This is a genomic window from Pseudomonas sp. NFX224, assembly GCF_048565165.1.
In the GTDB taxonomy this organism is placed as follows: Bacteria; Pseudomonadota; Gammaproteobacteria; order Pseudomonadales; family Pseudomonadaceae; genus Aquipseudomonas.
This window is the reverse complement of the sequence record NZ_CP183416.1, coordinates 187,588-202,808: the sequence shown is the minus strand read 5'-3', so window position 1 is coordinate 202,808 and position 15,221 is coordinate 187,588. Positions and strand designations below refer to the sequence as shown.

10 protein-coding genes are annotated in these 15,221 nt (G+C 60.3%); 3 read left to right on the top strand and 7 right to left on the bottom strand.

The annotated features are described in order from the left end of the window. Positions 1-53 precede the first annotated feature (53 nt). From ACNYC6_RS00875 to ACNYC6_RS00865, 3 genes are all read right to left on the bottom strand, one after another. Positions 54-1,721 (bottom strand): response regulator, encoded by a 1,668-nt coding sequence (locus ACNYC6_RS00875; RefSeq protein WP_419710645.1) that lies wholly within the window; start codon positions 1,719-1,721, stop codon positions 54-56. Continuing rightward, positions 1,721-3,223, bottom strand: coding sequence for an ATPase domain-containing protein (locus ACNYC6_RS00870; protein WP_419710644.1), 1,503 nt, complete (start codon positions 3,221-3,223; stop codon positions 1,721-1,723). Before ACNYC6_RS00870 ends, ACNYC6_RS00875 begins: the two co-directional genes overlap by 1 nt. A 116-nt stretch (positions 3,224-3,339) precedes the next feature. Next, entirely contained in the window at positions 3,340-4,395 is a 1,056-nt protein-coding gene (locus tag ACNYC6_RS00865; RefSeq protein ID WP_419710643.1) for a tetratricopeptide repeat protein, read from the bottom strand. A gap of 138 nt (positions 4,396-4,533) precedes the next feature. Between ACNYC6_RS00865 and ACNYC6_RS00860 the strand changes: the two genes are divergently transcribed. From ACNYC6_RS00860 to ACNYC6_RS00850, 3 genes are read left to right on the top strand one after another with little or no spacing between them, the layout of a single operon-like run. Next, the gene (locus ACNYC6_RS00860; protein ID WP_419710642.1) at positions 4,534-6,681 is read left to right on the top strand and encodes an FUSC family protein; all 2,148 of its coding nucleotides are present in this window, start codon (positions 4,534-4,536) and stop codon (positions 6,679-6,681) included. Continuing rightward, the gene (locus tag ACNYC6_RS00855; RefSeq protein ID WP_416126919.1) at positions 6,671-6,871 is read left to right on the top strand and encodes a DUF1656 domain-containing protein; all 201 of its coding nucleotides are present in this window, start codon (positions 6,671-6,673) and stop codon (positions 6,869-6,871) included. The genes ACNYC6_RS00860 and ACNYC6_RS00855 overlap by 11 nt, the downstream gene beginning before the upstream one ends. Positions 6,872-6,875: 4 nt before the next feature. Then, positions 6,876-7,841, top strand: a complete 966-nt coding sequence (locus tag ACNYC6_RS00850) for a biotin/lipoyl-binding protein (RefSeq protein ID WP_419710641.1) — start codon at positions 6,876-6,878, stop codon at positions 7,839-7,841. A gap of 214 nt (positions 7,842-8,055) precedes the next feature. On the opposite strand, the gene ACNYC6_RS00845 is transcribed toward ACNYC6_RS00850, so the two are convergent. The 4 genes from ACNYC6_RS00845 to ACNYC6_RS00830 all read right to left on the bottom strand — a co-directional run bounded on the left by ACNYC6_RS00845 (position 8,056) and on the right by ACNYC6_RS00830 (position 15,166). Next, positions 8,056-9,477, bottom strand: coding sequence for an efflux transporter outer membrane subunit (locus ACNYC6_RS00845; protein WP_419710640.1), 1,422 nt, complete (start codon positions 9,475-9,477; stop codon positions 8,056-8,058). Then, the gene (locus ACNYC6_RS00840; RefSeq protein WP_419710639.1) at positions 9,477-12,656 is read right to left on the bottom strand and encodes an efflux RND transporter permease subunit; all 3,180 of its coding nucleotides are present in this window, start codon (positions 12,654-12,656) and stop codon (positions 9,477-9,479) included. Before ACNYC6_RS00840 ends, ACNYC6_RS00845 begins: the two co-directional genes overlap by 1 nt. A gap of 15 nt (positions 12,657-12,671) precedes the next feature. Beyond that, positions 12,672-13,925 (bottom strand): multidrug efflux RND transporter periplasmic adaptor subunit MexE, encoded by a 1,254-nt coding sequence (gene mexE, locus ACNYC6_RS00835; RefSeq protein ID WP_419710638.1) that lies wholly within the window; start codon positions 13,923-13,925, stop codon positions 12,672-12,674. A 323-nt stretch (positions 13,926-14,248) separates the two neighbouring features. Continuing rightward, positions 14,249-15,166, bottom strand: a complete 918-nt coding sequence (locus tag ACNYC6_RS00830; RefSeq protein WP_095194224.1) for a LysR family transcriptional regulator — start codon at positions 15,164-15,166, stop codon at positions 14,249-14,251. Positions 15,167-15,221: the final 55 nt, after the last annotated feature.

Sequence of the window (15,221 nt, the reverse complement as noted above, 5' to 3'; positions counted from 1 at the left end):
TCTTTTAACGATCAAGATCAAAAGATCGCAGCGTTCGGCAGCGCCTGCACAGGTCAGGCACTGATCATCTCCCGCACCTTCGCCGTCAAGAGGTCGAAGGTGAACGGCTTGGTGATCATCTGCATGCCGGGGTCGAGGAAGCCGCCGCGCACCGCCGCATGCTCGGCGTAACCGGTGATGAACAAGACCTTGAGCTCAGGCCGGTACTGCCGGCCAATTTCCGCCAGTTGCCGGCCATTCATGCCGGGCAACCCGACATCGCTGATCATCAAATCAATACGCTGCCCCGAGTCGAGAATTGGCATCGCGCCGTCCGCATCGCCGGCCTCGACGAAAGCGTATCCCAACTCGCTGAGTACGGTACTGACCAATACCCGCACCGCCGGATCATCCTCGACGATCAGCACCGTTTCACCGTTTTGCGCGAAGAGTGGGTGCTGGCTGTCGACCGGATTCTCCTGCGGTGCCTCGCCGCCGAAGCGCGGCAAGAACAGGTTCACGGTCGTGCCTTCACCTTCTTTGCTTTGAATCGCCACGTGGCCCCTCGATTGTTTGCTGAAACCATAAATCATCGACAAGCCAAGGCCGGTGCCCTGACCGATCGGCTTGGTGGTGAAGAACGGATCGAACACGCGGTTGATGATGCTTTGCGGCATGCCGCAGCCAGTGTCGCTGACGCTGAGCACCACGTAATCCCCCGGTTCGAGGTTGCTGTGGGCTTCGGTGAAATCGGCGTTCAGATGGCGGTTTGAGGTTTGCACCACCAGTCTTCCGCCACCGGGCATGGCGTCGCGGGCGTTGATGACCAGGTTGAGCAGGGCGCTTTCCAGTTGATTGGGATCGGCCTCGGCCACCCACAGTTGCTCGCTCAACTGCATGTCCAGGCGAATGCTTTCGTTGATGCTGCGTTGTAGCAGTTCACCCATGGACACCACCAGGGTGTTCATTTCCACGGGTTTGGAATCCAGCGACTGGCGACGGGAAAACGCCAATAGCCGGTGAGTCAGGCCGGCGGCACGGTTGGCGGACGTCACTCCCAGATCGATCAGGCTGTCCAGATCTTCGGTGCGGCCACGGCTCAAGCGCCGACGCAGCAGCTCCAGACTGCCGATGATCCCGGTCAGCATGTTGTTGAAGTCGTGGGCGATACCGCCGGTGAGTTGGCCGACCGCTTCCATTTTCTGCGACTGGCGCAGTACTTCCTCGTTATGGCGCAGTTGAGCGGTGCGCTCTTCAACCTGTTGTTCAAGGGTTTCCAGGGTGTTTTGCAGGCGCAATTCACTTTGACTCAAGTCCACCAGCCGGTCCCTGGCTTCATACTGTCGTCGTCGGCCACGCAGGGCGGTCGTCACCAGGCTGACCAAGGTCTCAGGATGAAAAGGCCGTTCGAGGAATGTGACGTTGCCCAGTTGCGGTCCGAACCGCGAGGCGGGGTTTTGCTCCGGGCCGCCGTGATGGGTCAGTAAGACAATCGGCAAATCCGACCAGGCCGGCTGTTGCTCGATCAACTGTAAAAGCGGCTGGAGATCGGCGCCCAGCAAGGCTTCAGAGGAAATCAGCAGCAAACCCGCGCCTTGTTCCAGTTCCGTGCACAACCCAATCAGATCAGCACTGATCACCCCATCGAAACCTGCCTCCTTGAGCAGCATCAGCGCAATCTGACTGTCACGTCCCAGCGGCGCGAGTATGATCGCGCGCTCGGACGTTGCTGGCTGAGGCATCACGGCGCTTCATCCCCGAGCAAGGGAATGCTCGCACCCAGGTAAGTCGGCACCCCGCGCAACACGCCCTGGAACGCTTCCAGCGGTTCACCGATGGTCAAGCCGCTGGAGCTGATGCGGTATTCACGAATGGTCGACTCATGGCTGCCGGTACGTTTCTTGATGATCGAAATCGCCCGGCGTACTTTGCCCAGCGCTTCGAAGTAGCGCAGCAGAATCACCGCGTCCGCCAGATAGGTGATATCGACTGGCGCCTGCATGTCGCCGACCAGGCCATGCTGGGCAACGGTCATGAAGGTCGCAGCGCCCTTGCGGTTCAGGTACAGCAGCAACTCGTGCATGTGCAAGACCAGGGCGTTTTCTTCGGGCATCGCTGCCTGATAGCCGTTGATGCTGTCGATCACCACGGTTTTGATCTCGCCTTCATCGACGGCGCGTCGCACGCGGTGGGAAAACTCGCCGGGGGACAATTCGGCCGCGTCCACTTGCTCGATCAACAGGTTGCCGGTGTCTTGCAGCGCCTGGAGGTCGATGCCCATGTTCTTCATGCGTTCGAACAGCAAACCGAGCTCTTCATCGAAGATAAATAACGCGGCTTTCTCACCCCGGGTCACGGCCGCCGCAGCGAAGATCATCGCGATCAGGGATTTGCCGGTGCCGGCCGGGCCCAGTATCAATGTGCTGGAGCCGGTTTCGATGCCGCCGCCGAGCAGGGCGTCCATTTCCTTGATGCCGCTGGTCAGCTGTTGACGCAGGTAAGCGCCGCGATGCTCGGCGGCCACCAGGCGTGGAAACACATGCACGCCATCACCCATGATGGTGAAGTCATGGAAGCCGCCACGGTACTTCTGCCCGCGATACTTCACCACGCGGATACGCCGCCGTTCGGCGCCGTAGTTGGGGGTCAGTTCTTCCAGGCGAATCACCCCGTGGGCCACGCTGTGCACGGTTTTGTCGAGGGATTCGGTGGTCAGGTCGTCGAGCAGCACCACGGTGGCGTCGTAGCGTACGAAGTAATGCTTGATCGCGAGGATCTGCCGGCGATAACGCAGGGAGCTTTGCGCCAGCAAGCGGATCTCGGACAGGCTGTCGAGCACGACGCGGGTCGGCTTGAGCCGTTCGACCACTTCGAAGATCTGCCGGGTGGCTTCACCCAGTTCAAGGTCCGAGGAGTACAGCAGCGATTGCTGATGCTCGGCATTGAGCAGGTTTTCCGGCGGCGTCAGCTCGAAGATATAGACGTTGTCGTCCAGTTCCCAGCCGTGGGAGCGTGCCCCCTGGCGCAACTCGCGCTCGGTTTCGGACAGGGTGATGTACAACGAGCGTTCGCCGGCTCTGGCACCGGCCAACAGAAAGTGCAGGGCGACGGTGGTCTTGCCGGTGCCGGGCTCACCTTCGAGCAAAAACACATGCCCGCGGGACAATCCGCCACTGAGAATGTCATCGAGACCCTCGATGCCGGTGGCGGCTTTTGCGCTGATCAACTCGTTGGATGTAGACAAAAAATGCCCTCTCTTGACTAAGGGGAACAAGGCAGCTGACACGAGTGCCACTATGGGCTGCCTGTTTCACTTGACCTTTGGCCGAGACGACGGTTCAACGAAATTTGTGCCGGATATCAAAGCCCTTGCTGGATAGCCGGGTCGTCAGGATTGAGCTGTTCGAGTTGAGCCAACAGAATCTGCACGTTCTGCAATTGGCCGCTTTCCTTCCAGTAATTGATCAACAGCACCCGCGCCCGGCGATCGTTCGGGTGGCGCTGGACGATGTCCTGCAACTGTTTCTGCGCCGCTTCCAGTTCCTGCTCGCCATGCAGCGTGGTTGCCAGGTCATAGCGGTAATCCTTGTTGTCCGGCTCCAGCTCTACGGCTTTCGAAAGGCCCAGCAAGGCGAATTCGCTCTGGCCGTGATGCAGCAACCAGAGTCCCAGGGCATGTTGCAAATAGGCTGAGTCGGGTTGCGCCTTGAGTTGTTTGGCCAACAGTTGGCGGGCAGCGTCGTTCTGGCCGAGTTTGTCCAGCACTTCGATCTGCATCACCAGCGCGGGCAGGTTGTCCGGGGCTAGGCGCAAGGTGGTTTCCAGAGCCTGCTGGGCCTCTTTGTATTCAGCATTGTGCAGGTACAACCGAGCCAGTTGATACTGGTTTTCCGCACTCTGCGGCTCACTCTTGAGCGTTTGTTGCCAGGCGTCGATGGCCTGTTCCAGTGACCCGAAATACAAGCCAAGATCATCCTGCGACAACCCCAGCAATGCGTTGACCGCAGCAAAGCGAACGCTCTGATCGCCGTCATCGAGCAACGGACCCAGCAACAGGCTGCGCTGACCGCTGGGCACCAGGCCGCTGATACTTTTAATCGCGGCAATACGCACATCGGGCGACTCATGCTGCAAGTCGGTATCTGCCAGTTTCAGGGCGACGGAACTGGGGTAGTTGGGTAATTCTGCATGCAGCCAGACGCGACGCTTGGGCGAAATATCCGGGCGTGCCAATTGTTGGTAAAGCACCCGCGCGGCCCCCGGCTGCCCGTTGCGTGCAGCCGTCAGCGCTTCACTGTAACCGCGCTTGATCGCCTCGGGCACGATGGGGGTCGTGCTGCGCAGGAACGCCCACGCAAGGCCGATGGCAAACAGGATAGACAGGCTGATGAGCAGGTTGCGGCGGGACTTGGGCATGCAGAATCCGGGAGCAGGAACGCTTAGGCAAAGTTGTCAGCTTCGGTCAGGCAGGGCTGTGAGTCAAACGTTGACTGGCGGGATGTGAAACCTGTCGGGACCTCAAAGCTGTGACTACGCTTGCTGAAAGCCCTCTCCATGAGCAGTCCCATGCAAGCGTTGCTGCAATACTTCAAGGCGATCATCAGCCCCGGCCCCGGGGTGTTGCTGTTTGCCTTGCGCACCATTGCGGCCGGGCTGCTGACGCTGTACCTGGCCTTTGTGTTCGATCTTGAGCAACCCAAATGGTCGATCATGGCCGTGGTCATCATCAGCCAGCCCTTGGCCGGAATGGTGCTGGCCCGCAGTTTCGGCCAGGTCATCGGCACCACCGTGGGCGCGGCGGTGGCGGTGATGATTATGGCGATTTTTCCTCAGGCGCCGGTGCCGTTCCTGATTACGTTGTCTCTGTGGTTGGCGCTGTGCACCGCCGGAGGCACCTTGTTGCGCTACACCAGTTCCCAGGCGTTCGTGCTCAGCGGTTATACGGCGGTGGTGGTGGGGCTGCTGGCGGTGCCGGACCCGGACGGCACCTTTTTGCTGGCCGTGACCCGTGTCACCGAGACGTTGCTGGCAGTGGCCTGCGTCTGCGTCGTCAGCCTGTTGACGGCTCGACCGGAGGCTGTGGCCAAGGATTACTTCGCGCGGATCGATCAAATAATCAAACTGCTGGCGACCCATGCCAGCGCCGTCATTCGTACCGAGGAGAGCGAAGAAGACTTCCATCGTCGGCAAATGCAGTTGCTGGGGCAGATCAGCGCACTGGAAGGGGTACGACGGCACCTGTATTACGACGCGCCACGTTTGCGCAGCGCCGATGATCTGGTGCAATTGCTCGGTAATCAACTGGTACTGCTGACGGCCCGACTCACTGCATTGCGCCATCAACGTGAACTGCTACTGGCGCGCTGGGAAGGCGATTTCCCCGAAGAGATTCGGCAGTTGCTCAGCGAAGAACTGGTCTTTCTCGATGAACTGGCCCGCCAGGGACGTGCGCTACCGGCCGAGCAGCGACGGCAGTTTTCGCTGTTGCAGCAGCGTTTCGATGCACTGGCTTACCGTTCGGAGCAACTGACCGAGCCGCTGAAGGCGACCTTGCGCTCGCTGTCCTGGTCGTTGCGCTGGGAACAGGCGCGCATGCTGCAGCAGCTTGAGACGATTCTGGAGTTGAGTGATGTGATCCAGAGCGGTCGCGGGGCCAGCAGTGTGTATCGCGGCCAGGCCAACCCGCTGCACCTGGATTTCACCCTGGCAACGATGAACGCCATCCGTGCGTACTGCGCATTGATGGTGGCCGGCCTGATCTGGATCGAAACCGGTTGGGATGGCGCCCGTGGCGGGATGGTGGTGACCGGGATTCTTTGCTCGCTGATGGCGACGTTTCCCCGGCCATTGTTGGCTGTCCAAAGCTATGCCCGCGGACTGGGATTGGCGCTGGTGGTGTCGGCGGTGTTGCAATTTGCGCTGGTGCCGATGATCAGCAGTTTCGAGATGCTGGCTCTGTTACTGGTGCCTTTGCTGTATGCCGTCGCGGTGGGGTTGTCCACCCCAGCGACTACGGGGACGGGGATCGGTCTGGGGTTGACCACGTTTTTGTTATTGGGGCCGCAAAATGCCGGATTGGGGCAGAACACCGCGATCCAGTGGTTCGAATTTGCCGGCGCCTATGTTTGCGCCGCCACGCTGGCGTTGAGCGTCTACGCGTTGATCTTCCCGTTCAGGCCGGTGCTGCGCATCCGTCGCCTGCATCAGGAGAACTGCGAGCAGGTCAACGCCTTGCTGAAAACCCCGCCCACCGACGACAACCAGTTTGCTTTCGAGAGTCGCATGGTCGATCGCCTGACCATGATGCTCGGCCTGTTGCCCGCCATCCAGGACAAAACCGCGCGCGACCTGTTCGAAGTCAGCCTCGGCTGCATGGCGCTGGGCATCGCCTTGAACCAGCTCAGGCAGCAGGCGCAGGGCAATGTGCTGTTGAGCGAACCAACGCAACAACGATTGGCTACCACTGTCAGGGAAACCGGGCGACTGGTCGCCGGTCGGCCGAATATCGAGGTCGATCGGGTGCTTGAGAACCTGCATACCCTGGGCGATGAACTCGACACGCTGCATTCCAGCGTCCATGAACACCTGTGGTCAGTGTTTCGCATGCGCGTGGCGTTGCTGATCGTGGTGTCATTTCTGGGGCGGCACCGCCGCTACTTTGAAACCGCAGAATCCCAAGGAGAACCCACACTTGCCCATTGATCTGGAAATAGGCGGTGTCTACCTGCCGCCGATTGCCCAGGCACTGTTGCTGGGCCTGCCGATTTTCCTGGTGCTGGACTGGACCCTGCGGCGCCTTGGTGTGCTGCGATTTGTCTGGCATGAAGCCTTGTTCGAAGGCGCGCTGTACGCCTGCGTGTGCGCAACGCTGATTCTGCTGATGGGAGCCTGATGCCTTGAAGAAGATCCTCGCCCACCTCTCGACATTGGCTGTGGTCCTGCTGGCTTTTGTGCTCGGCTGGTTTGCCTGGGAGCATTACACCCGCGCGCCCTGGACTCGGGATGCACGGGTGCGTGCCGATGTGGTGACTTTGTCCGCCGATGTTTCGGGAAGAATCGTCAGCCTGGCCGTGCAGGACAATCAACATGTGAACAAAGGCGACGCGCTGCTGGAGATCGATCCGGCGCGTTACACGCTGGCGGTGGAGCATTCCAAACGTGCCGTCGAGGTGGCGAAAGCCTCGCTCGGGCAGGCTCAGGCGACCATCACCGCCAGCGAAGCCTTGCTCAAACAACGTCAGAGCGAGGAGCAACGTCGGCGCACGCTGAAGGCACGTTCGGCGATTTCCGGCGAAGAGTGGGAAAAAGCCAACACCGATGTATCGGTCGCCCAGGCCGATTTACTGCGTAATCAGGCAAATTTGGTGTTGGCCCAGGCCAACGTGCAGTTGGCCGTGGCGGCATTGACCCAGTCTGAGCTCGACTTGCAGCGTACGCACGTCGTATCGCCGGTCTCTGGCTACGTCACCAACCTGCTGACCCGCCAGGGTGACTACGCAACGGCGGGTGGTCCACTGGTGGCGTTGGTGGACAGCGATTCGTTTTATGTCAGCGGCTACTTCGAAGAAACCAAATTGCCGCGAATCGGTGAGGGCGACCGCGTCGACATCGAGTTGATGAGTGGCGAGCGTTTTGGCGGCACTGTGCAAAGCATCGCCTTCGCCATCGCCGACCGGGAAAACCTGCCGGGCGGGCGTTTGCTGGCCAACATCAACCCCAGCTACACCTGGGTCAAACTGGCGCAGCGGGTGCCGGTTCGGATCAAGATCGATGAGGATTATGCGGGTAAGGACACATTACGGGCGGGGACGACGGCGACGGTGACCGTGCAGGAAACCCACAATTCTAAAGACCACCGCTAACCCCTGTAGGAGCGAGCCTGCTCGCGAAAAACTCAAGGGCACCGCGTTTATTCAGGCGTTCCGTCTCATCGTTGACGACCTTCGCGAGCAGGCTCGCTCCTACAGGGGATTTGGGTGTTTTCGTGGGCGAAAAAAAGCCCCGCGACCGAATGATACGCGGGGCAAAAAAATTGGTTGGTTGCGGCCAACCAAAGGAGCTCTTTAGAAAACCGTATTACTTGCTGGCGACTGTCTCCGGCTGCCAGCCACCACCGAGGGCCTTGTAGATTGCGACGATGCCGCGATACAGATCGACTTCGGCCTGGGCCTGCGTATCTTCGGCCGCCAGACGTTCACGCTGCGCATCCAGTAACACCAGGAAATCGGCAGTGCCTTCGCGGTAGCGAATCTCGGCGAGGTCGGCAGCGGAGCGGCTCGACTCACTTTGACGAATCAGCGAAATCAGTCGCTGCTGGCGTTTGCCGTAGTCACTGAAGGCGTTTTCCGATTCTTCCAGGGCCAGCAACACTTGCTGCTCGTAGGTCGCGAGGGCGCCTTCGGCATCGGCATCGGCGCCACGCAAACGGGCACGCACACTGCCTAAATCAAAGGCTGCCCAGGTAATGCTCGGGCCGAGCGCCCAGGCATTCGCTGCTGACGAACCAATCTGCGAACCACGCCCGGCGGTGAAGCCGAGGAAGCCGCTGAGGCTGACGCGCGGGAACAGATCCGCCTTGGCCACGCCAATCCGCGCCGTGGCTGAGGCCAGTTTGCGTTCGGCGCTGAGGATGTCCGGACGACGTTGCAGCAATTCACCCGGATTACCAATCGGCAGGGCCTTGGCAATCGCCGGCAAGTCTTTCGGGCTCAGGTCCACGGTCAACTTGTCCGGACGCTCACCCAGCAACGTGGCGATGCGGTTTTTCTGCCGAACCTGCTCGGCCTGCAATTGCGGCACGCTGGCTTCGACCGAGGCCAGACGCGCATCGGCCCGTTCCACGTCGAGCTGATCGCCAACGCCGGCATCACGCAGGCTGATGGTGATTTTGCGCGACTCTTGCTGGTTGTTCAGGTTGGCCAGGGCGATTTTTTCGCGCAGTTGTGCACCACGCAATTGTCCGTAGGCGTCCACCAATTCGGCAATCATGGTGACTTGCAGTTGGTACAGGTCAGCCTCGATCGCTTGTTGCTCGGCGTTTGCCGATTCCAGATTGCGCTGGATGCGGCCAAACAGGTCGATCTCCCAGGCCATGTCCAATCCCAGGTCGTAGCGTTCGCTATTGACCCGGTCGGTGGTCTGGCCGGGAATCTGGCCCTTGCCCAAATCACTGCTGACCCGGCTGGTGATGGTTGGCATGGCGTCATTGCTGACGTCATCGCGGATCGCCCGTGCCGCTTTCCAGCGGGCGAAGGCGACACGCAAATCACGGTTACCCTTGAGCGACTCGGTCACCAACTGGTTGAGGGTTGGGTCTTCGAATTGCTGCCACCAGATGCCTTCGAAACGCGAGCGGTCAAAGTTCTTCTGACCGGCCGCACCATCGGTGGCAGTGGTGATATTGGCCGGTTCAAGGGCTTCGGTTTTGTAGTCCGGGCCGACGGCACAGGCGCTCAGCGCCAGTACCAGCAGGCTCGGCAGGAAGGCTTTCAAACTCATCAATGCGACTCCAGCTTCACGAAGGCCTTGGCAGCTTTGCGCTTCTCGCTGCGCTCGACAAAGTTACGGATCAGTACGTAGAACACTGGCGTCAGCAGCAGACCGAAGAAGGTCACCCCGAGCATCCCGGAGAACACCGCCACACCCATCGCATGCCGCATCTCGGCACCGGCACCGCTGGAGAACACCAGTGGCACAACACCCATGATGAACGCGAAGGAGGTCATCAGGATCGGCCGCAGACGCAGACGGCAGGCTTCCAACACCGCAGCCAGCGGGTTCATGCCTTCCAGCTGTTTATCCTTGGCAAACTCGACGATCAGAATCGCGTTCTTACAGGCGAGCCCCACCAGTACGATCAAACCGATCTGGGTGAAGATGTTGTTGTCGCCACCGGAGGCAATCACGCCGGTAATGGCCGACAGCAAGGTCATCGGTACGATCAGGATCACCGCCAGTGGCAGGCTCCAGCTTTCGTATTGAGCGGCGAGCACCAGGAACGCCAGCAATACGCAGAGCGGGAACACGAACAGCGCGGTGTTGCCGGACAGAATCTGCTGGTAAGTCAGGTCGGTCCACTCGTAGGTCATGCCGTTCGGAAGTTCTTCCTTGAGCAGTTTCTCGATGGCTTTTTCGGCTTGGCCGGAACTGTAACCGGGGGCTGCCGCACCGTTGATTTCAGCGGTGATGAAGCCGTTGTAGTGCATCACGCGGTCCGGGCCCGAGGTATCGCTGACCTTGATGAAGGTCGCCAGCGGAATCATCTCGCCCTTGTTGTTGCGCACTTTCAGCTGGCCGATCTGGTCGGATTCGAGGCGGAACTGTTGCTCGGCCTGAACGTTGACCTGATAGGTACGACCGAAGCGGTTGAAGTCGTTGGCATACAGCGAACCCAGGTAAATCTGCAGGGTGTCGAAGATGTCGCTGACGGCCACGCCGTGGGTCTTGGCTTTTTCACGATCGATAGCGGCATCGACCTGCGGCACGTTCACGGTGTAGCTGGTGAAGAGGCCCGCCAGTTCCGGTACGTTGTGGCTTTTGTTGATGATGTTCATGGTTTCTTTGTACAGCTCTTCGTAGCCCAGGTTGCCCCGGTCTTCGATTTGCAGGCGGAAACCACCAATGGTGCCCAGACCTTGTACCGGCGGCGGTGGGAAGATCGCCATGTAGGCTTCCTGAATCCCGGCGAACTGGCCGTTCAGGGCACCGGCAATTGCACCGGCGGACATGCTCGGGTCTTTACGCTCGTCGAACGGTTTCAGGGTCACGAACACGATGCCAGCGTTCGGGCTGTTGGTGAAACCGTTGATCGACAGGCCAGGGAAGGCCACCGCACTTTCCACGCCAGGCTGTTTCAGGGCGAGGTCGGACATGCGTTTGATCACGTCTTCGGTACGGTCCAGGCTCGCGGCGTCCGGCAATTGCGCGAAGGCCACCAGATATTGCTTATCCTGGCCGGGTACGAAACCGGTCGGGGTGCTGGAGAAACCGAAGAAGGTCAGGACCATCAGGCCGGCGTACAGCAGCAGGGCGATACCGCTTGAGCGAATCACACGGGCAACGGTACCGACATAACCGTGGCTGGCTTTCTCAAAGAAGCGGTTGAACGGACGGAACAGCCAGCCGCCAAACATCTTGTCCAGAATCCTGGAGAAACGATCCTTCGGCGCGTCGTGGCCCTTGAGCAATACCGCCGCCAGTGCTGGCGACAGGGTCAGCGAGTTGAAGGCCGAGATCACCGTCGAAATCGCAATGGTCAAGGCGAACTGCTTGTAGAACTGGCCCGTCAGACCGGAGATGAACGCTGCCGGTACGAAAACCGCACACAGCACCAGCGCCGTGGCGATGATCGGGCCGGTTACTTCGCCCATGGCTTTTTTGGTCGCTTCGACCGGGGTCAGTCCGAGTTCGATGTTCCGCTCGACGTTCTCTACCACCACGATCGCATCGTCGACCACGATACCGATCGCCAGTACCAGGCCGAACAGCGACAGGGCGTTCAACGAGAAGCCGAACAGGTGCATCACCGCAAACGTACCGATCAACGATACCGGCACCGCCACCAACGGAATGATCGAGGCGCGCCAGGTTTGCAGGAACAGGATTACCACCAGCACCACAAGAATCAGCGCTTCGAAGAGGGTGTGAACCACCGCCTCGATGGAGCCGCGCACGAAGATCGTCGGGTCATAGACGATGCTGAAGTCCATGCCTTCGGGGAAGCTCTTCTTTAGCTCGGCCATTTTCGACCGTACTTCGTTGGAGATCTCGATGGCGTTGGAACCCGGGCGCTGGAAGATCGGGATCGCTACGGCCGGTTGGTTGTTCAGCAGGGAACGCAGGGCGTATTGGCTGGAGCCCAGCTCAACGCGAGCGATGTCCTTGAGGCGAGTGATTTCACCGTTGTCGCCGGAGCGAATGATGATGTTCTCGAACTCTTCCTCATTGACCAGACGGCCCTGCGTGTTGACCGACAACTGGAAGCTTTGCGCATTCGGGGCAGGCGGGGCGCCCAAGGCACCGGCAGCCACCTGGCGGTTCTGCTCACGAATGGCGGTGACCACATCGGTGGCGGTCAGGTTGCGCGAAGCGGTCTTGTTCGGGTCGAGCCATACACGCAACGAGTAATCGCCCATGCCGAACAGTTGCACGTCACCAACACCACCCAGCCGCGCCAGCTCATCCTTGATGTTCAGGATCGCGTAGTTGGACAGATAGAGCATGTCGTAGCGTTTGTCCGGCGAGGTCAAGTGCACAACCATCGTCAGGTCGGGCGATGCCTTGTCCACGGTGATACCGATGCGCGTCACTTCCTCGGGAAGTTTCGGCTCGGTCCGGGTCACGCGGTTCTGCACCTGTACCTGCGCGTTGTCCAGGTCAGTGCCCAGCGCGAAGGTGATGGTCAGGGTGATCTTGCCGTCAGCGGTCGACTGCGAGGACATGTACAGCATGTTCTCGACGCCGGTGATCGCTTGCTCCAGCGGAGCGGCTACGGTTTCACCGATGACTTTAGGGTTGGCACCCGGGAAGTTGGCGCGGACCACAACGGTCGGCGGCACCACTTCCGGGTATTCGCTGATCGGCAACTGGAACAGCGAGATCGCGCCGGCGATCAGGATCAACAGCGACAGCACCGCTGCGAAGATCGGCCGTGAAATGAAGAACTGGGAAAAATTCATCGGAGTCGTTATCCCTTAACCGCGTGGGGTCGCTGCAGCCAGTTTCACAGCCGTACCCGGTGCGACCTTGGCAGGCGCGACTTGGGGCAGGTTGCTGGCTTCCAGCGCTTGTCGTTGTTGTGCAAGGGCCGCGAGGGTTTGTTCGCTGGCCATCGGGATCACTTCAGGGCTGACTGGCGAACCTGGACGCACCCGTTGCAGACCCTTGACGATGATGGTGTCGTCCTTGTTCAGGCCGTTGCGCACGATGCGCAGACCTTCGATTTTCGGACCCAGCTCGACCGCGCGGTAAGCGGTGTTGTTCTCGGCATCCATCACCAATACGAACTTCTTGCCGAGGTCAGTGCCAACCGCTTCGTCGTTGATCAGCATGGCGTTATAAGTGCCGCTGCCCACCAGTTTCAGGCGTGCATACAGGCCCGGGGTATAGCTGCCGTCGCTGTTGTCGAACACCGCGCGACCACGGATGGTGCCGGTCTTCGGGTTGACCTGGTTGTCGACGAAGTTCATCACGCCCTGGTGCGGGTTGCCGTCTTCGTTGGACAGACCCATGTAAACCGGGGTGGTGGCGCCGCGTTTGCCTTGGCGAGCGAGCTGGGTGTACTTGAGGAACACACGCTCGTCAGCGTCGAAGTAGGCGTAGACCTTGTCGGTGGAGACCACGCTGGTCAGCGGGGTGGTGTCGGCGGTGACCAGGTTGCCGGCGGTGATTTCCGCGCGGCTGACGCGGCCGCTGATTGGCGCGGTGACGCGGGTAAAACTCAGGTTCAACTTGGCCAGGTCCAGTTGCGCTTGCAGGGCGCCGACGGCGGCGCGGGCTTCCTGGGCGGCGCTGGTGCGCGAGTCGGCCAATTCGGCAGAAATCGCGTTGCTGGTGCGCAGACGCTCACCGCGCTGGGCTTCGTTTTCGCTGCGGGTGGCATTGGCGCGAGCCTGGGCCACCAGCGCTTCGAGGCGGCGGACCTCAGCCTGGAACGGACGCGGGTCGATCTGGAACAGCAGGTCGCCTTTCTTGACCAGTGCGCCTTCGGTGAAGGCCACTTCGTCGATCTGGCCGGAGACCCTTGGACGAATTTCTACGGTTTCCGGCGCTTCAAGGCGCCCGGTGAATTCGTCCCACTCGTTGACCGGTTGCTCCAGCACCTTGGCCACGCTGACTTTCGCCGCTGGCATCGTGGCGGCAGTTTCCGGCGCTTTGCCGCAGGCGCTCATCACCAGTACGGCCAGCATGGCCAACGGGAAGCGCAAATGTTTGAGTGACTGTTCCATGGATGCATCCGCCAATGTGTTGAGATTGGCGAATGATGCTCGGCGGGTTGGTATCGCACGAATCGAATGAGGCGAAGGTAACTATCATTCGGAATGATATAAGACCCGATTCAGCCCTCTAGCATGCACCTTTGGTTAGCGGGCTATCAATTGGGTCGATGGCAATTCTGTGTTGCTGAAAAAGCATTAATAAGGTTTGAGACCGGGGTGCGTCCATCGCCAGCAGGCTAGCTCCCACAAGAGATTTGTGAACGCCACAGATCCAATGTGGGAGCAGCTAGCCTGCTAGCGATAGGGCCATCAGCCTCAACGCACAATCCGGATCAGGCCAGACTGTCCGGATCCCCGAAAAACATCTGAATCCGCGACCGCAACCAGCGCTCACCCGGATCATTATCCTGCGACCCACGCCACGCCATGTGCAATTCGAAGCTTTGAACCGGCATCGGTGGATCTTCAGCCCGCACCCCGCCAGCCGCCGTCAGCGCGTCGGCCGTGTAGTCCGGCACGGTGGCGACGATGTCGGTCCCGCTCAGCAGCGTGCTCAGTCCGTTGAACTGCGGTACGGCGAGCACCACATGCCGCTTGCGTCCGAGCTTTTCCAATTCTTCATCTATAAAGCCGCTCAGGTCGCCAGCGAACGACACCAGCGCGTGGGGACGTGCGCAGAAGTCATCCAGGCTCAATGGCCCTGGCACGGTGTCGGCGCGCAACAGCTTCGGCGAGCTGCGGCGCAAGACTTTGCGCTTGGCATTCGCCGGCAGGTCGGTGGTGTAACTGACGCCGATGGAGATTTCGCCGGATGCCAGCAATCCCGGCATCAGGATGTAGTTGACCCGTCGCACCACCAGCACGATTCCCGGGGATTCGGCGCGCAGGCGCTTGAGCAGCATGGGCAGCAGGGCAAATTCGACATCGTCCGACAGCCCGATCCGGAACACCGCGGTGCTGGTGGCCGGGTCGAATTCGGCCGCCCGACTGACGGCGGTGGAAATGGAATCCAGCGCCGGGGAGAGCAGGGCGAAGATTTCCACGGCTCGCGCCGACGGCTCCATGCTGCGGCCGGTGCGCACAAACAGTGGATCATCGAACAACCCGCGCAGCCGCGATAGCGCCGCGCTGATGGCCGGCTGGCCGAGGAACAGCTTCTCGGCAGCGCGGGTCACACTACGTTCGTGCATCAAGGTTTCGAATACGATCAACAGGTTCAGGTCGACACGCCGCAGGTCATTACGATTCATCTGGAGTCCTGGCAGAGTCAGCAAACTTGACGTGAGCGGCCATATGAGAACAATG